Source organism: Streptacidiphilus sp. EB129 (assembly GCF_041262645.1).
Classification (GTDB): domain Bacteria; phylum Actinomycetota; class Actinomycetes; order Streptomycetales; family Streptomycetaceae; genus Streptacidiphilus.
In genome coordinates this window covers 1-23,253 of sequence record NZ_JBGCCS010000059.1, presented here as the reverse complement: position 1 = coordinate 23,253, position 23,253 = coordinate 1, and the positions used below count along the sequence as shown (strand labels likewise).

The following is a 23,253-nucleotide window of genomic DNA, read 5'->3' as shown; positions in this document are numbered from 1 at the left end:
GGCGCGGGCGGGATCGGAGCGGGATGGTGCGAATCGGTGCCGGCGGGCGCGCCAGTGGCCACAATGTTCCGGTGATCACCATGCCGACGGCGGCCCGACTGCGCGAACTGGCCGCCCGGACCGTGCGCCTGTCCGCGCCGCCACCCCGTCCCGCCCGGCGCAGCCAGGTGTTCGACGTGATCCTGGCGCTGCTGCTCGCCGAGATGGGCTTCCACTACTGCACCATCGCGAGCTCGGCGCAGCTGGCGGCCTGGACCGGCTCGGCGGCCCTGGTGCCGCTCACCGCGGCTCCTCTGGCGCTGCGCCGGCGGTTCCCGCTGGCGGTGCTCTGGGCTGTGCTGCCGATGGCCGCGCTGATCAGGGGCGACTCCGGGGATGTCGCCTACTTCGCGGGGGTGGTCTGCATCGTGGCCACCTACAGCGCCGCCGCGTTCAGCCCGCACCGGGTGCCGCTGCTGGCGAGCCTTCCGGTGGCGGCGGCGGTGCTGGTGCTGGTCTTCACCGGCGCCCAACTGCCCGACTTCCCCAACGGCGTGATCGCCCTGCTGGTCCTGGTCCCGGTCTTCGCGGCGGCCTACGAGAGCCGGATGTGGCGGCGCCGGGTCGACGAGGGCCGGGCCCGGCTGTCGCGGCTGGAGGAGGAGCAGGTGGCGGCGCTCAACCACGCGGTCGAGCACGAACGCGCCCGTATCGCACGGGAGCTGCACGACGTGGTGACCCACAACGTCAGCGTGATGGTGATCCAGGCCGGCGCCGCCCGCAAGATCATGGACACCGCCCCGGAGCGGGCCCGGGAGGCGATGCTCGCGGTGGAGACCAGCGGCCGCTCGGCGATGTCCGAACTGCGGCACGTCATGGGCCTGCTGACGATGGACGCCGACCCGGCGGACGCTACCGGCGGCGGGAACGGGAACGGCTCGGGCCGGACCGGGGCGGAGCTCGCCCCACAGCCGGGCCTGAACCGGCTGGAGGCGCTGGTCTCCGGCGTCCGGCACGCCGGGCTGCCGATCGAGCTGACCGTGATCGGCGAGCCGCGTCCGCTGCCGTCCGGCGTCGAACTGGCCGCCTACCGGGTGGTCCAGGAAGCGCTCACCAACACCGTGAAGCACGCCGGCGGCGCCACCGCCGAGGTCCTGGTCGAGTACACCGCCGAGCAACTGCGGCTGGAGGTCACCGACACCGGCGGCAGCCCGACCCCGTCCGCAGCCGCGGGCAACGGCCGCGGACTGATCGGCCTGCGCGAGCGCATCGCCGTCTACGGTGGGACTTTGCGCACCGGGCGGCGCCTCAGCGGGGGCTACCGCGTCACCGCTCTGATCCCCCTGGAGGCAGCACCGTGACCCAGCCGCTCCGTGTGGTCGTCGCCGACGACCAGGCGCTGGTGCGCAGCGGATTCGCCATGATCCTGATGTCCGAGGGGATCGAGGTGGTCGCCGAGGCCGCCAACGGCCTCGAAGCGGTCGAGGCGGTCCGCCGCACCCGGCCCGACGTGGTGCTGATGGACATCCGGATGCCGGAACTGGACGGCCTGGAGGCGATGCGGCGCATCCTCGACGGCAACCCCGACGCCCCACGCGTGATCATCCTGACCACCTTCGACCTGGACCAGTACGTCTACGCCGCCCTGTCCGGCGGTGCCAGCGGCTTTCTGCTGAAGGACGTCACACCGGAGCAACTCGCGGGCGCGGTACGGATGGTGCGCAACGGCGACGCGCTGCTCGCCCCCGGGATCACCCGCCGTCTGGTGGAACGTTTCGCCCGGAGCGACACCGCCGCCGGAACTCTGCACCGCGACCTCGCCGCGCTGACGCCGCGCGAGGTGGAGGTCATGCGGCTGCTCGCGCGCGGCCTGAGCAACGCCGAACTCGCCGAGACCCTGCACCTGTCCGAGGCCACCGTGAAGACCCATGTCGCCCGCATCCTCGGCAAACTCGGCCTGCGCGACCGGGCCCAGGTGGTGGTCGTCGCCTACGAGACCGGCCTGGTCAGCGCAGCCGACCGGCAGGCCTGACGCCCCACCGCGACCGCACCGACCGTGGCCGCGCCGGCTGCGACAGGACCGACCACGCCCGCACCGACCGGGGTCACGCCGAGCAGGGCCAGGCCGCGCCGGGTCAGGCCCGCCGGTCAGACCCGCCGGGTCAGGCGAGGGCGACAGTCGCGCGCGGCGCGGCGGGCGCGGTCAGCGAGGGGTCGACCAGGACCGGTTCCTCGCTCCTGGCCCTGGCCAGCAGACCGGGGTCGAGGAGGGCCACGGCCAGCCCGGGGTCGGCGTCCCCGGCGTCCGCGACCAGGGTGCCGAAGGGGTCCCAGACCGCGCTGCCACCACAGCCCCGGTACGGGCCGCTGGGGGCGGGGTGGTTGGCGAGGACGGCGTACGCGGTGTTGTCCAGGGCCCGGGCCGGGAAGACCACGGCGCGCTGCTGGGCGCCACCGCCGCAGCCGAACATCGCGCCGACCAGGTAGGCGTGAGCGCCGTCCAGGGCGGCGGCGCGGGCGTGCTCGGGGAAGCCGGAGTCCCAGCAGATCCCCAGGCCCAGCCGCCAGCCGTCCAGGCTGACGGTGCAGCCGGCGGCACCGGGACCGAAGCCGGCGGCCCGCTCAGTGGGGGTGATGTGCTGCTTGCTGTAGCGGGCGGCGAGGTGGCCGTCGCGGCCCAGGACCAGGGCGGAGATGTGCAGCAGCCCGGACTCCTCGTCCCGGGTCGGGGCGCCGGCCACCACGGCGGTGCGGGTCTCGGCGCAGGCCTGCGCCAGCGGGTCGAGCCGGGGGTCCGCCGGGGCCACCGTGCAGGCGGCCGGGTCGGCGGTGATCCCCGGCAGCTCGTAGCCGCTGAGGAAGAGCTCGGGCAGCACGAGCAGCCCGGCTCCCTGCTCGGCCGCGCGGCGGACCAGTGCGGCGGCGGTGGCCGCGTTGGCGGCCGGATCCAGGGCGGTGCAGGCGGCCTGCCCCGCCGCGACGGTCAGCGGTGCGGCGGGAAGCGCAAGAAGATCATCCATGGACCCCCAGATTAACCGGCACCTGCCACCCGCCCCACGCACACCCTGGTCGGCGCTCCGGCCCACACTCCTCGGATGCAGAACACATCCCTCTACGAATATGTCTGCATCCGATATAAGATGCGGATATGACCAGCAGTGCCCCCGGGCCCCTCCCCCTGCTCCCCGCCGGCCCCGTGCCGCGCGGGTGGGCGCTGCTCACCCGGGAGCGCCCGCGCCCGGAACGGCTCCGCACCAGGCCGTGGGCCTGGCGGCTGGCGATCGCGACCGTCTGCTTCGGCGCCTTCATGGGGCAGCTCGACGCCAGCATCGTGACACTGACCTACCAGTCCCTGGGGACCACCTTCCACGCCGGTCCGGCCGCGGTGGAGTGGGTGTCGCTGTCGTACCTGCTGGCGCTGATAGCGCTGCTGGTCCCGGTCGGCCGGTTCTCCGACGTCCACGGCCGCAAGCTGATGTACCTCTACGGCTTCGCGGTGTTCACCGCGGCCTCCGCCGCCTGCGGGCTGGCGCCGGGACTGCTGCTGCTGGTGGGCTTCCGGGTACTGCAGGCTCTCGGCGCGGCACTGATGCAGGCGAACAGCGTGGCGCTGGTCACCACCAGCGCCCCGCCCGAGCGGATGCGCACCGCGCTGGGCATGCAGGCGGCCGGCCAGGCGATCGGGCTGGCACTGGGCCCCACCGTCGGCGGGGCGCTGGTCGCCACCCTCGGCTGGCGCTGGGTGTTCCTGGTGAACGTCCCGGTCGGCATCGTCGCGCTGGTCGCCGGGCACTACCTGCTGCCGCGCACCCGCCAGCGCTCCGGCGACGCCCGGCTGGACCCGCTGGGCGTGCTGCTGCTGGCCGGAGCCAGCACCGCCGCCCTGCTCGGGATGTCCGTCAGCTCCGGGCTCGGACTGCCCGCCTGGACCGCGGCCCTGCTGTTCACCGCCGCGCTCGGGACCGGCTGGGTGTTCGCCCGCCGGCAGTCCCGCTGCGCGCACCCGCTGGTCGACCTCCGGCTGCTGCGGACCGGCGGCACCGCCGCCGGTCTGGCCGCCGGGCTCTGCGGCTATCTGGTGCTGTTCGGCCCGCTGGTCCTGGTGCCGGTGGTGTTCGCGCGGCACGGCGAGTCCGCGCTGTTCGCCGGTCTGGTGCTGACCGCGCTCCCGCTCGGCTTCGCGCTCGCCGCGACCCTGGCCGAGCGCCTGCTGCCGGCCTCCTGGGACGACCGGACCCGGGCCCGGGCCGGGGCCCTGGGCTGCCTGGCCGCACTGGCCCTGCTGGCCGTACTGCCGATGACCGGGGCACTGCTGCCGGTGCCGCTGGCGCTGCTCGGCCTGGCCCTGGGGGTGTTCACCCCCGCCAACAACACCCTGGTGATGCAGGCCGTCCCGCAGTCCGCGGCGGGCACCGGCGGCGGCATGGTGAACATGGGCCGCGGCCTGGGCACCGCCCTCGGCGTCGCGGCGGTCACCCTGGCCCTGCACCTCGCCCCCGGCCCCGCCGGTCCCCGCTCGGCCGTCGCGGTGCTGCTGGTCTTCGCCGCCGCGGCAGTGGCCCTGACGAGCCGAAAGGCCAGCTCAAAACACTGACGGGCAGCCGATCGACAGCACAGAGCGGTAACGGAAGGGGCGGTCGGGGCAGGCGGGGCAGACGCGGCAAACGAACTCCTGATAGAAATTGACACGTTCGTTCTGCAGGGGGGACCAGTACCGGTACGGCCTGAACCCCAGCCGCACCACACCACGGGGCTCCGTGTCCTGAATGCGGGTCAATGTCGCACTCCACGGTTACCTGTCCGCTTTCTCCCGTTCCCGCCTGCACGGCGACGGCAGTCGAGACATTTTCCGACTGCGGCGTCATCACCGCATGACGTCGCGTCAGCCTAGGAGAAACCGCGTGACCAACAAGGTCAATGCCGCCGGGCCCGCCGACCCGGCACCCGGCAACCGGCACCGGGCCGGCGGGAAATCCCGCCGCAGGACCCGAATAGTCGTCGCCGCGTCGACCGCCACGCTGGCTCTGGTCGCCGTCGCCGCCACCGCGAACGCCGCCTCCGGCGGCAACGCCGTGTCCGCCGGATCGGCCAGCTCCCCGGAGCGCATCGGATCCGCCCCGAAGACCCCCAAGGGCGCGGTCGCCACCGGGAACACCACGGCCGGCACCCAGCTGCACCTGAGCGTGGACCTCGCCCCGCGCGACCCGCAGGCGCTGAAGGACTTCGTCGCCGCGGTCTCCACCAAGGGCAGCGCGCAGTACCACCACTACCTGGCCAAGGGTCAGTTCGCCGACGTCTTCGGGCCCACCCGGGCGACCATCGACCAGGTCACCGCGGCGCTCAGGAGCGCCGGGCTGAACCCCGGCGACGTCAGCGCGGACGGCCTGTCCATCCCGGTGACCGCCACCGCCGACCAGGCGTCGCACGCCTTCGGTACCGGGTTCACCAACCTGCGGCTGAAGGACGGCCGGACCGCGTACACCAACACCTCGGCCCCCGCGCTGCCCGCAGCCGTGGCCGCGAAGGTGGCCGGCGTGGTCGGTCTCAGCAACTTCAGCCAGGTCGCCAGCCACCACATGCGCACCCCCAAGGCCGCGCCGGTGGCCGGCACCAAGCACACGGCCAGGGCCACCGGCGCCACCAGCCCGACCATGTGCGGCAGCCTGACCACGTCGCTCAGCGGTCAGGGCCTCACCGACGGCGTCAACTACTTCAGCCCCGGCAAGGTCGCGAACGCCTACGGCATGAGCACCTCGCCCACCGCCGGCAGCGGCGTCACCGTCGGCGTCTACGAGCTGGAGAAGGTCGACACCACCGGCATCAACGACTACCAGAACTGCCTCGGCACGAACGTGCCGGTCAGCTACGTGACGGTCGACGGCGGTCCGTCGGCCGCGCCCAGCGTGTCGGGCAACGTCGGGGTCGAGTCCACCCTGGACATCGAGGACCTGATCGGCCTCGTGCCGGGCGCGTCGATCATCACCTACCAGGGACCCGACGCTTCGACCGCGACCGACCAGAACACGGTGGACGTCTACCAGCAGATGGTCACCGACGACCAGGCGAAGGTCATCTCCACCAGCTGGGGTCTCTGCGAGAACCTGACGAACCCGCAGACCGTCGCCGCCGAGGCCAACGTCTTCGCCGAAGCCGCCGCACAGGGCCAGACCGTGGTCGCCGCCGCCGGCGACAGCGGCTCCACCGACTGCTACCCGGACAACGGCAGCACCGCGCTGACCGTGGACGACCCGGCGAGCCAGCCGCTGGTCACCGGCGTCGGCGGCACCAGCATGAAGCTCACCAACGGCACCACCACCGAGAGCACCTGGAACTCCTCCTGGACCGGTGGCGCGGGCGCGGGCGGCGGCGGCGTGTCCGTCCAGCCCTCGCAGGACTTCCAGGCCGGCTTCGCCTCCTCGGGCCACCGTGAGGTGCCGGACGTCTCGGCACTCGCCGACCCGCTGACCGGCTACCCGCTGATCGTCAGCGACAGCACCGGTGCCCAGTCGTTCGTCGAAGGCGGCACCAGCGGTGCGGCGCCCACCTGGGCGGCCGCCATCGCCCAGACCGACAGCAGCGCGGCCTGCCAGGCAGCCGGTCCGATCGGCTACGCCAACCCGTCGCTCTACTTCGCCGCGCAGAGCAGCGCCCCTGCTCCGTTCAGGGACATCACCACCGGCACCAACGACATGGCGTCCTCCGGCTACACCGGCGGTCAGTACAAGGCCAAGGCGGGTTACGACGACGCCACCGGCCTCGGCACCCCGCAGGCCGGCGGCCTCGCCGCCGCGCTGTGCAACGGCGCACCGGCCCCGGCCAAGGGTGCCGGAACCTACCACTCGATGGCCCCGCAGCGACTGCTGGACACCCGCCACGGCATCGGCTGGAACGGCAGCAACAACGTCCCGGCCGGCGCTGTCGCGCGGGTCAGGATCGAAGGCAACGCCGGCATCCCGCGCCAGGGTGTCACCGCGGTCGTGCTCAACCTGACCGCGGTCCAGCAGCAGACGGTGGGCTGGATCGGCGCCTACCCGTCCGGGTCGCCCCGTCCCAGCACCTCCAACCTCAACTGGAACGCTCCGGGCGCCCGCGCCAACCAGGTGACCGTCCCGGTCGGCGGCAACGGCTGGGTCGACCTCTTCAACGGCAGCAGCGGCAGCACCGCGATGCTCGCCGACGTCGCCGGCTACTACACCAACGACACCACGGGCTCGAAGTTCGACCCGGTCACCCCGAGCCGCGTGTTCGACACCCGCGGTAAGACCCCCGTCGCGGCGGGAGGCACCGTCAGCTTCCCGGTCGCCGGCAAGGACTCGATCCCGAACAACGGCACCGTCACCGCGGTCGTCCTCAACACGACGGTTCTGGACCAGAAGTCCATCGGCTGGCTCGGCGTCTACGCCTCGAACAACATCACCGGCACCTCCAACATCAACTGGAACGGCCCGAGCGCGCTGCCCAACCTGGTGACGGTGCCGCTGGGTCCGGACGGCAAGGTGGCCGTGAAGAACGGCAGCGCCGGCACGGTCGATGTCTTCGCCGACGTGTTCGGCTACTACAGCGCCAACGGCAGCTTCACCTACACCTCGGTGGCCAGCCCCCAGCGGCTGCTCGACACCCGCTTGGGCATCGGCCACAACGGTGCGCTCGCGGCGGGCGCCACGGTCAACCTGGCCGGCATCCCCGCCGGTGCCAAGGCCGTCGTGCTGAACGTCACCGAGGTGGACGGCCACGCCCCGGGCTGGCTGGCCGCCTGGGCCGCGGGCACCCCGCCGACCGGCACCTCCAACCTCAACTGGAGCGGCCCGGGAGCCAACCCCAACGCGGTGCTGGTGCCCACCGGCACCGGGGCCTCGGTCAGCCTGATGAACTCCTACGGGGGGCCGGTCGACGCCATCGCCGACCTCTTCGGGTACTTCAGCTGAGCACTGACGGCTGACACCGGCGGACGGCGACCGTCCGCCGGACGGCTCCATCCCTCAGGGGCGCGTGGTTCTGGACACAGAACCCCGCGCCCCTGCCGGTTTCCGGCGCCGCACCGGGCGGTGCCGGATCCGGGTGGGACTGGGCCCGACGCGGCCCACGGCTCGCCGGTGCTGGTGGAGGCGTAGGAAGGGATCCGGCAGCTGCGGCTGGAACCGGACTTCACCACCCGCCGCCTGGGCCGACCACGGCCCGGCGCGGGTGCCTCAGACGCTGAGGCCGAGCTTCCGGTCCCGGGCCAGCTCGGTCTCGCGGCGGGCGAAGCGCGCCCACATGAAGACCACGAACCCCGCGAACACGAACCACTGGCAGGTGTAGCCGAGGTTCTGGAACGCCTCCAGCGTCAGCCCGTTGCCCCCGGACGGCTGGTACGTGGGGACGGCGACCAGGCCGTCCGACCCGCCGCCGGTGCCACCCGTGCCACCCGTGCCACCCGTGCCACCGGAGTCGAGGGCGACCCAGCCGTCGTACACCGAGTACGGCAGCAGGTTCACCAGCGTGGAGGGGCTGATCATCCCGACCTGGCCGGGCGGCAGCGTGCCGGAGCCGATCACCTCGGGCGAGCTGGCGTCCTCCGAGGTCTGCAGCCGGCCCTGCAGCAGCACCGCCCCCGCGGGTGGCGCCGCCGGGGCGGCCCCGCTGGCCGTCCAGCCGCGGATGACGGCGATCCGTCCGCCGTCCCCGTCCAGCTGGAGCGGGGTGAGCACGTAGTAGCCGGTGCGGCCGTTCACCGTGCGCTGCGGGACCAGCAGTTGGTGACCCGCGTCGTACCGCCCGCGGAGCGTGACCTCGCGGCCGACGTCGTTGGCGATCACGCCGTGCGCGTCCGCGCCGTGCAGCAGCGGGTCCAGCGGCACCGCCTGGGCCTGCGCGGCGGACCGGGTGGTCCGCTGGTCGTTGGTGTGGGTGCGCTGCTCGAAGCGGCCGAGCTGCCAGATCCCCAGCCAGACGCACATCGGCACGGCCAGCACGGCGAAGAGGTGGATGCCGAGCCAGCGCGGGGTCAGGAGGAACCGGTACACCCCACCACGGTAACCAGCGTTCCCGGAGCCGCCGCAGCGGGGTCGCCCCGGCTCAGCTGCCGGGCAGCGGGACGGTGCGGTAGACCGTCCCGGCGCAGGCACCCGGAACCGTGACGCTGGCCGCCACGGCGCCCCCCGCGCCCGGAACATGGCCGATGGTCACGTTCGGTACCGCCGGGGCGGTACCGGACGTCCCGGCGCCCGACCCGGAGCCGGCCGGGCTTCCCCCACCGCTGCCGGTCCCGGTCGCGTTGCCGGTCGGGGCCGAGGCGGAGGCGCTGGCCGTCGTCGTGGCACAGCTCGGGGCGTTGGGCCCGATGGCCGGCACCCAGGCGAACTGGACGACGTAGCTGTGGCCCGGGCGCAGCACCACCGGCGTCGCCGTTGCCGCCGGCACGGGCAGGCCGGTGGCCGGGTCGCCCGCGGTGTGCTGGACGAAGCTGATCCGGGCCGGATCGGTGCCGACGGTGCTGATCAGTGCCACCACCCCGGGGGTACTGACCTGGCAGGCGCTGGTGGAGGTGTTGGTGACGCTGAACGAGCCGTAGACCGTGCCGTCCGATCCCGCCGTACCCACGGTGCCCGCGCCACCGCCGAGCTGACCGCGCCCGCACTCGGCGGCCGCCGCCGTGGCGGAGCCGCTGGGGCTGACCGCGCTCGGGGAGAGCTGGCTCCAGGGCAGGCCCGAGCTCCCGGACTGCCCGGCTCCCGGCGGTGACAGCAGGAACCCCGAGCCCGGGCTGCTGGGCAGCAGGGAGGCCGCGCCGTTGCCGGAATCCGGGTTGCCTGGCCCGGCGAGGGCCGTCGAGGGGCTGCCTCCGGTTCCGCCGCCCCCGCCCTGGGTCGGCGTGCTGGTGCCCGCGTTCTGGTAGCCCCGGGGGCCCTGCGCGCCTTCCGCGGTCTCGTCGGACCCGGCCGCCGAGTGCAGCGCCGCGGCGCCGATCACACCGAGCGCGAGCGCGAGCGCCACCGAGCCGGCCGCCTGCCGGCGCCGCAGCCGGCGCTGCGGTACCGCATGGCGAAGCTGGGCGAGCGCGGTCGGCGTGGGCTGCAGCGCGGCGACCGACCGGTGCATCAGCTCCCGGAGCGCGGCCTCCTCGGGGGCGAGGCTGCCGCCGAGGTCGACGGTCCCGGGCGGCGCCGGAGCGTCCGCCCCGGCGGGCGCGAGCCAGGGCGGCAGCGCGTTCGGCGGCGTCATCGGCACCGGTGGCACACCCTGCCCGCCGCCCCGGTTCCCGCCACCCGGCCGCACCACGCGGACCGCCGGCCGGCCGTCCTGCGGTCGGGCCCGCTGACCCTGGTCCTCCCGCCCGGAGCCGTCCCACGCCTGGGGCGGCTCCGAGGGGGAGTCCTCGTCGCGCGGGTCCCCCAGCTGCACGTCGTTGCCGCTCATGACGCGCTCTCCATCGCGACCCGCAGCGCGGCGAGCCCGCGCGAGCCGTAGGCCTTCACCGAGCCGACGGAGATGCCGAGGCTGTCCGCCACCTGGGCCTCCGTCATATCCGCCAGGTAGCGCAGCACCAGCACCTCGCGCTGGCGGCGCTGCAGGCCGCGCAGGGCGCGGCGCAGCTGGTCGCGCTCCAGCGCGTCGTACGCGCCCTCCTCGGCGCTGGCCATGTCCGGCATCGGCTTGGGCAGCAGCCGCAGGCCCATGATCCGGCGGCGCAGCGTCGAACGGGACAGGTTGACCACGGTCTGCCGCAGGTAGGCCAGTGTCTTCTCGGGGTCGCGCACCCGGCGGCGGGCCGCGTGCACCCGGATGAAGGCCTCCTGCACCACGTCCTCGCAGGAGGCGACGTCGTCCAGGAGCAGGGCGGCCAGTCCCAGCAGCGAACGGTAGTGGGCCTGGTAGGTCTCGGTGAGCTGGTCGACGCTGGTGCCCTCGGCGACGCCTGCGACGCCCGCCCGCTCACCGATCCGGTCGCCGACCCGGCCCACCCCGACGCTGCGGTCGCTGGTGAGCTCGACCACCTGGTCCACGGCGCGGCGCATGTTCGGGAAGGGCGCGGTCATGAGACCAGCCCCCGAGCGCTCCGGTATCCCGGCACTCCACACCTGTTCTGCCAAGTAGGCCACGCCGGTTGGACCACTGTCCCCGCACAAAGGTTGTAGGGGCAGAGGTTGTCGAGGCAAAGGTTGTCGGGGCAAAGCAGGTCGCCGCCGCCCATTCCGCCGCCCTCCCCAGGTCCGCCGCCATCGGTCCATCGCCGCCGGCACGAGCTGACGCGTCCACCGTACGGGGTCGGCCTACGCGCGTCACCGGAACACCGGAGTTCCGTTCTCCGGGTGCCCGTCCGGGCCTGAATACGCACAGACCCGCACATACCCGCACCCGCACCGACCCGGAACCGGACTGGTCCCGCACACGGACACGTTCGGCGCGACAGCCGGGTTCCCGGCGGTGCCGGGTCTGCGCAACTCCTCCGCAGCATCCCCCCGGCTCCCCCGCAGCCGACTGCCGCTGAGCTCCGTCGCAGTCGGCTCCCCCAGCGCTCCCCCGCAGTCAGCTCCCGCTGAGCTCGGCCGCGACGACCTCGGCGATCTGGGCGGTGTTGAGGGCCGCGCCCTTGCGCAGGTTGTCCCCGCACAGGAACAGCTCCAGCGCGTACGGGTCGTCGAGCGAGCGGCGGACCCGGCCGACCCAGGTCGGGTCGGTGCCGACCACGTCCGCCGGGGTCGGGAACTCGCCGGTGCTCGGGTCGTCGTAGAGGACGACGCCGGCGGTGGTGGCGAGGATCTCCTGGGCCCGGTCGACGGTGACCTGGTTCTCGAACACCGCGTGCACCACCAGCGAGTGCGTGGTGACCACCGGGACCCGGACGCAGGTCGCGGACACCTTGAGGTCGGGCAGTCCCAGGATCTTGCGGGACTCGTTGCGGACCTTCAGCTCCTCCGAGGACCAGCCGTCCTCCTGGAGCGAGCCGGCCCAGGGCACCACGTTCAGCGCCAGCGGCGCGGGGAACGGGCCCGCGCCGGTGTCGGCTATCGCGCGCCGCACATCGCCGGTCCGCGTTCCCAGCTCGGAACCGGCGGCGTCGGCGGCCGCGACGGCGGCGGTCTGCGCACGCAGGGCGTCGATGCCGGCCTGGCCCGCGCCCGAGGCCGCCTGGTAGGAGGCGACGACGAGCTCCCGCAGGCCGAACTCGGCGTGCAGCGCGCCCAGCGGCACCATCATCGACAGCGTGGTGCAGTTGGGATTGGCGATGATGTCGCGCCGCCGCATCCGCACCGCCGAGGCGTTCACCTCGGGGACGACCAGCGGCACGTCCTCGTCCATCCGGAACGCGCCGGAGTTGTCGACCGCCACCGCGCCCTTGGCGGCGGCGATCGGTGCCCAGACGGCGGACACCTCGTCGGGAACGTCGAACATGGCGACGTCCACCCCGTCGAAGCACTCCTCGCTGAGCGCGAGCACCTCGACCTCCTCGCCGCGTACGACGAGTTTGCGTCCGGCGGAGCGGGCGGAGGCGACCAGGCGGATCTCGCCCCACACATCGGCGCGGGTCGAGAGCAGCTCCAGCATCACCGTGCCGACGGCGCCGGTGGCGCCGACGACGGCGAGGGTGGGCTTGCGGGCGGCCTGGTCGGCCCCGCCCGGGGTCACCGGCCGGTCCCGCCGTAGACGACGGCCTCGTCGCTCTCGCTGTCCAGACCGAAGGCGGTGTGCACCGCGCGGACCGCCTCGTTGACGTCGTCGGCACGGGTGACCACCGAGATGCGGATCTCGGAGGTGGAGATCAGCTCGATGTTGACGCCCGCGTCCGACAGCGCCTCGAAGAAGGTCGCGGTGACCCCGGGGTTGGACCGCATCCCGGCGCCGACCAGGGAGATCTTGCCGATCTGGTCGTCGTAGCGGAGCGACTCGTAGCCGACGCCCTCCTGCACCCGCTCCAGCGCCTCGATGGCCTTGCGGCCGTCGGTCTTGGGCGCGGTGAAGGAGATGTCCGTCAGGCCGGTCGAGGCCGCGGAGACGTTCTGCACCACCATGTCGATGTTGACCTCGGCGTCGGCGATGGCCCGGAAGATCCGCGCGGCCTCCCCGGGCTTGTCGGGGACGCCGACGACGGTGACCTTGGCCTCCGACGTGTCATGGGCGACCCCGGAAATGATCGCGTGCTCCATGGCGTTCTCGCCCCCTTCTGCGGGCTGGTTGCGGACCCAGGTCCCGACGTGTCCGGAGAAGGACGACCGTACGTGGATGGGCATGTCATAGCGGCGGGCGTACTCGACGCAGCGGGCGAGCAGCACCTTGGAGCCGGACGAGGCCAGCTCCAGCATGTCTTCGTAGCCGATCTCGTCGATCTTCCGCGCCTTCTTCACCACGCGCGGGTCGGCGGTGAACACGCCGTCCACGTCGGTGTAGATCTCACAGCACTCGGCGTTCAGCGCGGCCGCCAGGGCGACCGCCGTGGTGTCCGAGCCGCCGCGGCCCAGGGTGGTGATGTCCTTGCTGTCCAGGGACACCCCCTGGAAGCCGGCCACGATCGCGATGTTGCCCTGGTCCAGGGCGGTACGGATCCGACCGGGCGTCACATCGATGATGCGCGCCTTGTTGTGGACCGAGTCGGTGATGACCCCGGCCTGGCTTCCGGTGAACGACTGCGCCTCATGCCCCAGGGATTTGATCGCCATCGCCAGCAGGGCCATGGAGATGCGTTCTCCGGAGGTCAGCAACATGTCGAGCTCGCGGCCGGCAGGGAAAGGTGACACCTGCTCCGCGAGATCGATGAGCTCGTCCGTCGTGTCACCCATCGCGGACACCACGACGACGACCTCATGGCCGGCCTTCTTGGTGTCGACGATTCGCCTGGCGACGCGCTTGATGCCCTCGGCATCAGCGACGGAGGAGCCGCCGTACTTCTGCACGACAAGGCCCACGTGCGCTCCTCGTTCTGTCCTGGTACTGCGGTCGGCCCAGTCTAGCGAGACGGGCCGACGACCCCGAGGCATTCCGCATGGTGAGATCCGGTGTTCACCGGGCGAGATCGGGACGCACTGGGCTGTGGCCGCCCAGCTCCGCCGCCATCAGCGCGCCGGCCTGTTGTTCCAGCTGCTCGTCGGTCAGGCCGTCGTCGTCGGTGTCGGCACCCTCGACCGGGGCCCCGATCGGGCTGTCCAGCCGGACGTGGGCGACCAGCGAGTGCAGCGCGCGCAGCACCGAGGTAGTGGTCGACCCCCAGTTGGCCAGGTAGGAGAACTGCCACCACCACAGCGCCTCGGAGATCCGGCCGTCGCGGTAGTGGACCAGGCCGTGCTCCAGATCGGTGACCACCCCGGCCAGGTCGTCGGAGATCCGGCACGGCACCGGCTTGTCGGCCGGCCCGTACGGGTCGAAGACCTCGTGGTAGACGTCGATCGGCGCGAGCAGGTCGGCCAGTTGCTGGCGCAGCTCGTCCTCGTCCGCGTCCGGGCCGGTGTCCGGCTCGTAGCGGTCCTCCGGCAGCACGTCCTCGATCGCGCCGAGGCGGCCGCCCGCCAGCAGCAGCTGGGAGACCTCCAGCAGCAGCAGGGAGATGGCGCTGCCGGGCTCGTCGCCCTTGGCGATCTCGTGCACGGCCAGCACGAAGCTGTCGACCGAGTCGGCGATCTGGACGGCGAAGTCGTCCGGCTCCTGAAGGCGGGGCGGAGCCGTCCTGGTGGCAGTGCGCGCCGCAGCGCCGAAGGTGGTGCCGGTGGTGGCGCCATTCGCGGTGACAGCGGTGGTGATGTCAGACATCGAGCAGTCGTCTCCCTTCGAAGGCCCGTCCGAGGGTGACCTCGTCGGCGTACTCCAGGTCTCCCCCGACTGGCAGCCCACTCGCCAGGCGGGTCACTTTCAGGCCCATCGGCTTGAGCAGTCGGGCCAGGTAGGTCGCGGTCGCCTCGCCCTCCAGATTGGGGTCGGTGGCCAGGATCAGTTCGGTGACGGTGCCGTCGGCGAGCCGTGTCATCAGCTCCCTGATCCGCAGGTCGTCCGGGCCGACGCCCTCGATCGGGCTGATCGCCCCGCCGAGCACGTGGTACCGGCCGCGGAACTCCCGCGTCCGCTCGACCGCGACCACGTCCTTGGGCTCCTCGACCACGCAGATCACCGCCAGGTCCCGGCGCGGGTCCAGGCAGACCCGGCAGCGCTCGGACTCGGAGACGTTTCCGCACACCACGCAGAAACGTACCTTCTCCTTGACCTCGCTCAGCGCATTGGCGAGCCGTCGAACATCCACCGGGTCGGACTGCAGGATGTGGAAGGCGATCCGCTGCGCGCTCTTGGGACCGACGCCGGGCAGCCTGCCCAACTCGTCGATGAGGTCCTGGACCACGCCCTCGTACACGCTTCGGCTCCTGCCCGTCCGTCGGTCCGACGATCTGCCGGACTGCCATCATCCTCTGGCGAGGTCTCCCGCCACACCCTCCCGACACACCCGCTCAGAATGCGCCGGGGGGCGTAGGGGAGCGATAAAGCCGTCAGAAGGGCAGCCCCGGGAGGCCGCCACCGCCCAGCCCCTGCGCCAGCGGGCCGAGACGCTCGGCCGCCAGCTTCTGCGCGGCCGCGTTGGCGTCCCGTACGGCGGCCAGAACCAGGTCGGCGAGCGTCTCGGTGTCGTCCGGGTCGACCGCCGCAGGGTCGATGACCAGGGCCTTCAGCTCTCCCGCACCACTGACGGTGGCCTTGACCAGACCGCCGCCGGAGCTGCCCTGGACCGTCGCCTCGGCCAGCTCCGCCTGGGTCCTGGCCAGCTGCTGCTGCATCTGCTGGGCCTGCTGGAGCAGGGCCTGCATGTCGGGCTGTGCACCACCGGGGAACATGGTTCGCTCCTGACTGCCTGACGGCTCGTGGACGCCTATGGACGTTTGTGGACGTTTATGGACGCTTGTGACGTACGGACGTGCATGGACGTGCATGGACGGGCTTGAACGTGCATGGACGGACATGGACCTGCATGGTCGCGGGCATGGCCCGTCACGGCCGCGCCCGGACACGTGTGGACGCGTCCGGACACCGCCCCGCTGAGCCTACGTGGTCGCGCCGACAGCGGACGCGTCAGCGATCGTGCTCGATCTCCTCGATCACCGTCGCACCCAGCTCCCGCATGATCAACTCCGGGCCGGACACTCCGCCCGGCGCGAACGCCGACTCCTCGGCCTCGGGGATGTCGTCATCCGGCGACATCGGCGGGACGCTCGCCACTGCGGACGGAGCCTGCGGCTCGGGCGCGGACGGCACCGGCGGCGGCGCTTGCTCCTGCCGCTGCGGCGGCTGCTCCTGCGTCTGCTGCGGCGGCCCGGCGTACTGCTGCGGTGGGGTCTGCGTCTGCGCCGGGGTGTACGGCTGCTGCGAGGGGTACGGCTGCGGCGCGGCGTGCTGCTGCGGCGCGGGCGGCGGGCCGCCGGGGGAGGCCGGGGCCGTCTGCGCCGCCGGCGCGGGGGCGGCGTACGGCTGGGCGGCGGCGTACGGCTGGTCCGGTGCGCCGGCGGCGAGCCCGCTCGGGCCCTGGCCCGGCGTACCGTTGCCCGACGGATCGACGATGCATTCGACCCGCCAGTCCACGCCCAGGGCGTCCGCGAGGGCCTGCCGCAGGATGTCGTCGCTGTTGCTGCTGACGAAGCTGTCGCGGGCGCCCGCGTTGATGAACGAGATCTGCAGCACGCTGCCGTCGAACCCGGCCACCTGCCCGTTCTGGCTGAGCAGGATCCAGGTGAAGCGCCGGCGGTTCTTGACCGCCTCCAGGATCTGCGGCCACAGCCGCCGTACCTCCGCCGCACCTCCCTGAGCGGCCTGCGGCGCGCCCGCATGGACCGGGGCAGCGGTCGGAGCCGAGGCCGGAGCCGAAGCTGGCATCGGGGCCGAGGTCCGCGCCACCGATTGCGCCGGCGCCTGGACGGCCGCCGGGGCGGCTTCCGCACTGTCACCGGGGAAGCTGCGCGGAACCGGCCAGGCCCCACGCGGCGGAGCGGTCGGCTGCGCCACCGCGCCGGCAGCGGGGGCGGCGGCAGGCGCCACCATGGCCGCGGGTGCGTGAGAGACCACGGGCCCGGGCGCGGCCGCAGGTGCCTGGGAGACCGCCGGCGCGGCCACCGGCACCTGTGCTGCCACGGTCGCAGGCATCACCGGCGGGTGCGACGCCACCGGCGCGGTGCCCGGAGCGATGTTCGCCGCAGCCGTCGCCAGATCGGCCCCCAGCCCGCCGCCGAACGCACCGGAGCGCCGCTCCAGCTTGTCCAGCCGCGCCTGCGTCGACCGCTCGTCCCCGTACGCACCGGGGAGCATCACCCTGGCGCAGATCAGCTCCAGCTGCAGCCGCGGCGAGGTCGCCCCGCGCATCTCCGTCAGCCCGGTGTTGACGATGTCGGCGGCCCGGCTGAGCTCGGCGGCACCGAACTGGCGCGCCTGCTGCTCCATCACGGCGATCCGGTCGGCCGGGGCGTCGATGATCCCCTTCTCCCCGGCGTCCGGCACGGCAGAGAGGATCACCAGGTCCCGCAGCCGCTCCAGCAGGTCCGCCGCGAAGCGGCGCGGATCGTGGCCGCCCTCGACCACCCGGTCGACCAGCCCGAACACGGTCGCGCCGTCCTGCGCGGCGAAGGCGTTCACGACCTCGTCCAGCAGCGCCGCGTCGGTGTAGCCGAGCAGGGCCGTCGCCATGGCGTATGTCACACCACGGTCATCGGCTCCGGCCAGCAACTGGTCCATCACAGACATCGAGTCACGCACGGACCCGGCTCCGGCCCGCACCACGAGCGGATAGACGGAGTCCTCGACCTGGATGTCCTCGCGGCCGCAGACCTCGGCCAGGTAGTCGCGCAGGGTGCCCGGCGGGACCAGCCGGAACGGGTAGTGGTGCGTCCGGGACCGGATGGTCCCGATGACCTTCTCCGGCTCGGTGGTGGCGAAGATGAACTTGAGGTGCTCCGGCGGCTCCTCCACCACCTTCAGCAGCGCGTTGAAGCCGGCCGTCGAGACCATGTGGGCCTCGTCGATGATGTAGATCTTGTAGCGACTGGACGCCGGCGCGAAGAACGCCTTCTCCCGCAGGTCACGGGTGTCGTCGACACCACCGTGCGAGGCGGCGTCGATCTCGATCACGTCGATCGACCCGCCACCGCCGCGCGCCAGGTCCAAGCAGGACCGGCACTCGCCGCAGGGCGTGGGCGTGGGCCCCTGCTCACAGTTCAGACAGCGCGCGAGAATGCGCGCACTGGTCGTCTTCCCGCACCCGCGCGGGCCGCTGAACAGGTACGCGTGGTTGACCCGGTTGTTGCGCAACGCCTGCTGGAGCGGACCGGTGACGTGCTCCTGACCGATGACCTCGGCGTAGGTCTCGGGGCGATAGCGGCGATAGAGAGCGAGCGACACGTCACTGACCCTAACGGTCGGTACTGACAAGCGGTTGCCGCGCAGGAAGGCCGCGCGCCCCGCCGCAAACGACAAGACCCCCCGTGCACCCGCCAGAGCCCACTTACCCTTGCTGCCTTCCGGCCCTGGGGGGGTTCAGCGAGATAGCGCCACACGAGGGGCTGGGGACCAGCGTAGCCGATCCCCACCCGAGCCGTGACCACCCCACCCCACCCGGCCGCCCCCAGGTCAGCCGCCCCGGAACATGTTCGCGAGCACCCCCAAACGTCTAGTAAGCTCTCCCACGGAGGATTCGCCTAGTGGCCTAGGGCGCACGCTTGGAAAGCGTGTTGGGGGCAACCCCTCACGAGTTCGAATCTCGTATCCTCCGCAGGTCAGAAGCCCCGCCCGGTTCACCGGTGCGGGGCTTCTGCGTTCCTGGTCTCAGTTTTGGTCTCAGTCGGCCACCGAGGCTGCAGCAGCACACTCGATCAATCAAGCGGAGGCGTGATTCGCAGAGCCGCCGACCTGCTGCTCGGAAGAGGTGAAGCTGGGCCTAGCAATGTGCCCGGCCTGCAGCACAGGCCCGTGGAAGATCCCCCCACTGATCTCGTTGTGAACGCGGCTGCCAGTCGCCTCGGCGGTCCCAAGCAGATCATCCAACGCCTCTTGCAGCGCCACACCGAAGTCCAGGTCGCGCTCCACTGCGTCCTCCAAAGCTAGTTCTAGACGCTGGCGAGTCCTCGGAGACAGTCCATCCTGCCCAGCCTCAGCCTCCTCCTGCGCCCTTTGCAGCGCTGGTTCCATGCCTAGCTTTCGGCTGACCAGCTCGTGCACCTTGTCCATTCCAACATCAAGAGTCCGGTCCACTTCGGAGTCAGCCCGCCCGCCGACACGTTGGGCCTTGCGAATCAACCAACTGAACACATAGCCGACCGCAATCTCGATCACCGTTACCCGACCGCCCCACCTAGTCGCTGACGAAGCATCGGACTCTACTCGCGATGCGAGCTCAACGGCAGCGCCGTGAAGTGCCTTCAGGTCCGCTTCGAAGATCACATCCAGGGATCCCGGCACAGTCGCACGCTGGCCATCGACCCATCCACATCGCAAGCCGCGATGTAGCGACGACATGGAAGCGTCGTATCGACACTCTTGCCCCTCGCAGAAGTCGTATCCCAAGAGCTGCTACACCTCCTAGAGTGGGGCATCAACAGCTCCAACGGACTCGTCTCAGACCTAGGGGGTAGCCAGTGGGATGGTCAACTGCAACTGGATGGCCTTCAGAACCGGTTGAGCTGCCCGGCCGAACATCCCCACTGGAGTAGCCTCTATGCCGACACCTGAGCGACTTGAGCCGATATCGAATGAAGTCAGCGGTGGCATCCAGTTGGCACCGGTTCTCCAGGGTCCCTTTCACGGGTCCGTCTCTATCGGAGGGCAGCCTGGCACTACGGTGGCCCCGTATGTGAAGGATCCTGAACGCTGGCCTGTCACGAACGACTGGGACGCGATCCTAAGCGGAGTGCACAGGGCACGCCCAGATGCTGAAGGCGCCGTAGTTCCCACTTACGTAGAGCGTGACGCAGACAGAAGGCTACGTACGCGCCTCGCAGCAGTCGCGCGAACGGGCGGCCTCCTTCTCTTGATCGGGGACTCCACAGCGGGAAAGACGCGATCAGCATTCGAAGCGGTACGTCAGGTACTTCCGGGCTATCGCATCTTGGCTCCTGATACGAATGCCGAACTCGCCTGTGGAGTCGAGATTATCGCCGGACTAGGGCAAAGTTGCCTCGTCTGGTTAGACGATCTCGACCGCTTCCTTGGCGAAGAGGGATTGGAACCAGGTTTGCTGGCAGAGCTGGTCCGACTCCGCATTCCCGTTTTAGCCACCATGCAAAGCCGTGTATTCAATACCCTCACCCTCCAGGCTGGCCGAGGCAGCACCGCCCAAGGCAATCCTCTTGCACACCACAGGAACACTGTTGGTCTTCGAGTGCTTAACCAAGCCGAGACCGTGGAGATGGAGCGACTCTGGAGCCGCGAGGAGATAGGCCGAGCAAAGCATTGTCGAGACGAGCGCGTTCGCAGCGCTAGTCGATATCATGGGTCCTACGGCATTGCAGAATACCTAACAGCTGGACCAGAATTATGGCGGGAATGGCGGCAAGCATCTTGCGTAGGTGGTGCACCTCGCGGCGCCTCGCTCGTCGCAGCCGCCGTCGATCTGGCTCGTACCGGCCTCAAGGGACCATACCCTCACAAGCTAGTCATTGGATTACACGAGGCCTACCTGACCGCGACAGGCGGCCTTCGCCTTCATCCAGAGCCTCTGGAAAGTGCTGTTTCGTGGGCCACACAGGTACGTCATGGCGTTACGGGACTACTAATGCCCGGCCCCGGCGAAACATGGTCTGTCTTCGACTACCTAGCTGGTACGGCTCGCAGCGAATCCGCCTTACCATCCGTGCCGATTGCGACATGGAATGCCGCACTCAGGGCCGAGGGTGCCGACCCACTTCACATTGGAATGCATGCATTCCATGACGACCTCTTTGACGTCGCGGAGGCTGCTCTAAGGCCACTTATCGAAGAAAGCCTTGATGCTGCTCTAAACCTCGCCACAATCCTGACAAGAACGGGTCGGCCAGAGGAAGCAGAAGTCCTATGCCGACGTACCGCAGAGGGTGGGCAAGCCGCTGCATGGTGCCGCCTTGCTGCGCTCTTGCATCCTCAGGAGGACCGGGAAGAGGAGGCAGAGGATGCCTACCGCAGAGCAATCGAGGGAGGGCATGGCCATGCCAATAGAGGCCTTGGGGACCTACTTGCCGAAGTCAACCGCGACGATGGAGCCGAGGTTGCGTATACCGAGGCACTGGCGGCGGGCGTGGACGAGGCATGGTGTGGACTGGGTGACATCCTAGCTAGGGCCGGCCGTCGGGAAGAGTCCAATACCGCCTTCCGCAACGCAGCCGAATCGCCAAATCCTGCCGTCTGGTGCCGCCTAGGCTCCTCGCTCACAAAGGCTGGGCGCACCGAAGAGGCAATGAAATTATTCCAGCGCTCGCACGAAGCTGGGCATTCGCATGCCCAGACGGAGATGGGCGATCTACTCACCGAGCTCGGCCGCGCCGACGAAGCAGAATCGGCCTACTTGAGTGCACATGGGAAAGGAGAAGCCGCTGCCGCCTGCCGACTCGGCGACCTGTTGATGGATGCTGGGCGGAATGTAGAAGCCAAAGCCTCGTACCGCAAGGCCCTTGACGATGGTCATGTCCATGCGGGATGCCGACTTGGCGAACTTCTATCCCAGGGGGGGCTCACCAAGGAAGCCGAAGCAGCCTACCGTCAGTCTTTCGAAGGCGGACACGCTCATGCAGGTGAGAGACTCCGATTTCTCCTCGGTCAGGCTGGTCGCTACAAGGAGGCCGCCGCTGTTCGATATCGACGGCGTCGCCCCGGATCAGGTAACTCGCACGGCCGGAAGAAGAAAAGATAGCCGCAATTTCCGCCTTCCCCCTATGTACCCCATCAGGCGGGCAGCGCAAAGCTGGCCCCAATGAATCATGTTTGGGGCCAGCTTGCTTCCTTTATCAGGGGGCGCTGTCCGGGGTCTCTTCAAGTTTGGCCCACAGAAGGCTGCCAACCTTCTCTGCAACGTCGTGGAGCATCGGGTCGGTGACGTGCTGGTAGCGCATGGCCATCGAGGCAGAGGACCAGCCCATGATCGCCATGACGATCCGCTCCGGGACACCTAGGAGAAGAAGGACGGTTGAGGCTGTGTGGCGCGCATCATGCAGGCGACCGTCGCGGACTCCGGCCTCGTTCAGCAGCCTCTTCCAGTGGTGGGAGTCCGTGTTCGGGTTGAGGGGTTCACCGGTCTCAGACGCGAAGACGTACCCCTTGTCCACCCAGAGATCCCCCGCCTGTGAACGCTCGCGCGCCTGCTCCTCCAAGTGCTCACGAAGGACCTTGACGAGCTCCTCGGGGAGGCCGATCACGCGTCGGCCGGCTCGGGACTTGGTTTCCTTGGTCTCGCGGCGAATCTGCTTGCGCTGTCGACAGTAGCCCGGCGTGCGACCGCAGTCCTCGCGGCAGCCATGTGCGTATCGGGGCCGAAGTCGGCCGCGCCGGACGCGCACCACTCCAGCGTCCAGGTCAACGTCTGTCCACTGCAGGCCGAGCGCCTCCCCTTGCCGAAGACCCAGGGCGAGGGCGAAGAGCCAGCGAGCGGAGTTCCGGCGACGCCCAGCGGCCAGGAGCAGTTCCTGGACTTCCGTCACCTCGTATGGCTCCACCTCTTCCTCATCCAGGCGCGGAGCCTTGGCGACCTTTGCCGGATTGACGATCAGGTGACCTCGGCGGAGTGCCTCGGCCAAGGCGACGCGGATGGTGCGGTGCGCCTGGTGGGCGGTCGCGGGCTTGCTTCCGGCGGCCTGCATCTTCGTGTAGAAGCGTTCCAGGTGCTCAGGTTCAAGTTTGGTTAGCCGGTGTGCACCCAGGCCGGGGATGAGGTGCACCCGGACCGCGACCTCGTAACCGCTGAGGGTGTTCTCGGTGACACTCAGGGGCGCGATGTTCTCGATCCAGTGGGTAAGCCAGGTCTTGACGGTCCACGCCTTGCCGGGCTTGCGGAGAGTGCCCGCATCGCGGAACTTCTCTAGCTCGCGAACTTTCTTGGTGGTCTCGGCTCGGGTTTTCGCGGAGACATGGCGTCGGTCTGCAGTGCCGTCGTCCCTAACGCCGACGGTGACACGGCCATGCCACCGTCCGTCCCTGGCCTGGTAGATGGAGGAAGCCCCGTTGGGCTGGCGGGATGTGGACATGATCGCCTCCTCAGGCCGCGAGACGGAAGCGACCGTTACTGAGACGCCGTCTTCGTATCGGTCATGGTGAGCGCGGGTTCGATTGCGTCGACTCGGTGGACTGAACTTCCGGTGGTCGAGGCATGCAAGTAGG

The 23,253-nt window shown here is 70.7% G+C and carries 18 protein-coding genes, 1 tRNA gene, 1 other RNA gene and 1 pseudogene; 7 read left to right on the top strand and 14 right to left on the bottom strand.

The features are described from left to right. The first annotated feature begins 80 nt into the window (after positions 1–80). Entirely contained in the window at positions 81–1,340 is a 1,260-nt protein-coding gene (locus tag ABH925_RS35410; RefSeq protein ID WP_370155261.1) for a sensor histidine kinase, read from the top strand. Further along, a complete protein-coding gene (locus ABH925_RS35405) occupies positions 1,337–2,011 on the top strand; it encodes a response regulator (RefSeq protein WP_370155245.1) in 675 nt (224 codons plus the stop codon). Before ABH925_RS35410 ends, ABH925_RS35405 begins: the two co-directional genes overlap by 4 nt. Before the next feature lie 130 nt (positions 2,012–2,141). Here ABH925_RS35405 and ABH925_RS35400 read toward each other — a convergent pair whose 3' ends face one another. Next, positions 2,142–2,999 carry a carbon-nitrogen hydrolase family protein gene (locus ABH925_RS35400; protein WP_370155244.1) on the bottom strand — a complete coding sequence of 286 codons (858 nt, stop codon included), beginning with the start codon at positions 2,997–2,999 and terminating at the stop codon, positions 2,142–2,144. 194 nt (positions 3,000–3,193) lie between these two features. Between ABH925_RS35400 and ABH925_RS35395 the strand changes: the two genes are divergently transcribed. Together ABH925_RS35395 and ABH925_RS35390 are read left to right on the top strand one after the other, a co-directional pair. After that, positions 3,194–4,573: an MFS transporter gene (locus ABH925_RS35395; RefSeq protein WP_370155259.1), complete on the top strand. Its 1,380-nt coding sequence runs from the start codon at positions 3,194–3,196 to the stop codon at positions 4,571–4,573. A 307-nt stretch (positions 4,574–4,880) separates the two neighbouring features. Continuing rightward, on the top strand, positions 4,881–7,904 hold the full coding sequence (locus ABH925_RS35390) for a protease pro-enzyme activation domain-containing protein (protein WP_370155242.1): 3,024 nt from the start codon (positions 4,881–4,883) through the stop codon (positions 7,902–7,904). Positions 7,905–8,168: 264 nt separating this feature from the next. Here the strand turns inward: ABH925_RS35390 and ABH925_RS35385 are convergent, their stop codons facing one another. The 10 genes from ABH925_RS35385 to ffs form a co-directional block, all read right to left on the bottom strand. After that, positions 8,169–8,984: an SURF1 family protein gene (locus ABH925_RS35385; RefSeq protein ID WP_370155240.1), complete on the bottom strand. Its 816-nt coding sequence runs from the start codon at positions 8,982–8,984 to the stop codon at positions 8,169–8,171. Positions 8,985–9,036: 52 nt separating this feature from the next. Then, positions 9,037–10,377: a hypothetical protein gene (locus tag ABH925_RS35380; protein WP_370155238.1), complete on the bottom strand. Its 1,341-nt coding sequence runs from the start codon at positions 10,375–10,377 to the stop codon at positions 9,037–9,039. After that, complete coding sequence (locus ABH925_RS35375) at positions 10,374–10,997, bottom strand: SigE family RNA polymerase sigma factor (protein ID WP_370155236.1); 624 nt, start codon at positions 10,995–10,997, stop codon at positions 10,374–10,376. The genes ABH925_RS35380 and ABH925_RS35375 overlap by 4 nt, the downstream gene beginning before the upstream one ends. Before the next feature lie 490 nt (positions 10,998–11,487). Then, entirely contained in the window at positions 11,488–12,588 is a 1,101-nt protein-coding gene (locus ABH925_RS35370) for an aspartate-semialdehyde dehydrogenase (RefSeq protein WP_370155234.1), read from the bottom strand. Continuing rightward, complete coding sequence (locus ABH925_RS35365) at positions 12,585–13,862, bottom strand: aspartate kinase (RefSeq protein WP_370155232.1); 1,278 nt, start codon at positions 13,860–13,862, stop codon at positions 12,585–12,587. Before ABH925_RS35365 ends, ABH925_RS35370 begins: the two co-directional genes overlap by 4 nt. Positions 13,863–13,956: 94 nt before the next feature. After that, a complete protein-coding gene (locus ABH925_RS35360; protein WP_370155229.1) occupies positions 13,957–14,700 on the bottom strand; it encodes a DUF5063 domain-containing protein in 744 nt (247 codons plus the stop codon). Then, positions 14,693–15,292, bottom strand: a complete 600-nt coding sequence (gene recR, locus ABH925_RS35355; RefSeq protein ID WP_370155227.1) for a recombination mediator RecR — start codon at positions 15,290–15,292, stop codon at positions 14,693–14,695. Before recR ends, ABH925_RS35360 begins: the two co-directional genes overlap by 8 nt. 133 nt (positions 15,293–15,425) lie before the next feature. Further along, positions 15,426–15,767, bottom strand: a complete 342-nt coding sequence (locus tag ABH925_RS35350; protein ID WP_370155226.1) for a YbaB/EbfC family nucleoid-associated protein — start codon at positions 15,765–15,767, stop codon at positions 15,426–15,428. A gap of 235 nt (positions 15,768–16,002) precedes the next feature. Then, positions 16,003–18,315 (bottom strand): DNA polymerase III subunit gamma and tau, encoded by a 2,313-nt coding sequence (locus ABH925_RS35345; RefSeq protein WP_370155224.1) that lies wholly within the window; start codon positions 18,313–18,315, stop codon positions 16,003–16,005. 72 nt (positions 18,316–18,387) lie between these two features. Beyond that, an RNA gene (gene ffs / locus ABH925_RS35340) (signal recognition particle sRNA small type) lies at positions 18,388–18,478 on the bottom strand. A gap of 122 nt (positions 18,479–18,600) precedes the next feature. Here ffs and ABH925_RS35335 point away from each other — a divergent pair. Further along, positions 18,601–18,685, top strand: a tRNA-Ser gene (locus ABH925_RS35335). A 104-nt stretch (positions 18,686–18,789) separates the two neighbouring features. Here ABH925_RS35335 and ABH925_RS35330 read toward each other — a convergent pair. Further along, a complete protein-coding gene (locus tag ABH925_RS35330) occupies positions 18,790–19,428 on the bottom strand; it encodes a hypothetical protein (protein WP_370155223.1) in 639 nt (212 codons plus the stop codon). Between the two features lie 199 nt (positions 19,429–19,627). Here ABH925_RS35330 and ABH925_RS35325 point away from each other — a divergent pair. Continuing rightward, positions 19,628–21,349: pseudogene (locus ABH925_RS35325) on the top strand (tetratricopeptide repeat protein); the annotation flags it as partial. 54 nt (positions 21,350–21,403) lie between these two features. On the opposite strand, the gene ABH925_RS35320 reads toward ABH925_RS35325, so the two are convergent. After that, the gene (locus ABH925_RS35320) at positions 21,404–21,574 is read right to left on the bottom strand and encodes a hypothetical protein (protein ID WP_370155263.1); all 171 of its coding nucleotides are present in this window, start codon (positions 21,572–21,574) and stop codon (positions 21,404–21,406) included. Between ABH925_RS35320 and ABH925_RS35315 the strand changes: the two genes are divergently transcribed. Next, positions 21,506–21,793, top strand: coding sequence for a hypothetical protein (locus ABH925_RS35315; protein WP_370155257.1), 288 nt, complete (start codon positions 21,506–21,508; stop codon positions 21,791–21,793). The two genes, ABH925_RS35320 and ABH925_RS35315, sit on opposite strands and share 69 nt — an antisense overlap. Positions 21,794–21,887: 94 nt before the next feature. Here the strand turns inward: ABH925_RS35315 and ABH925_RS35310 are convergent, their stop codons facing one another. Next, positions 21,888–23,120: a tyrosine-type recombinase/integrase gene (locus ABH925_RS35310; RefSeq protein WP_370155221.1), complete on the bottom strand. Its 1,233-nt coding sequence runs from the start codon at positions 23,118–23,120 to the stop codon at positions 21,888–21,890. Positions 23,121–23,253 lie beyond the last annotated feature (133 nt).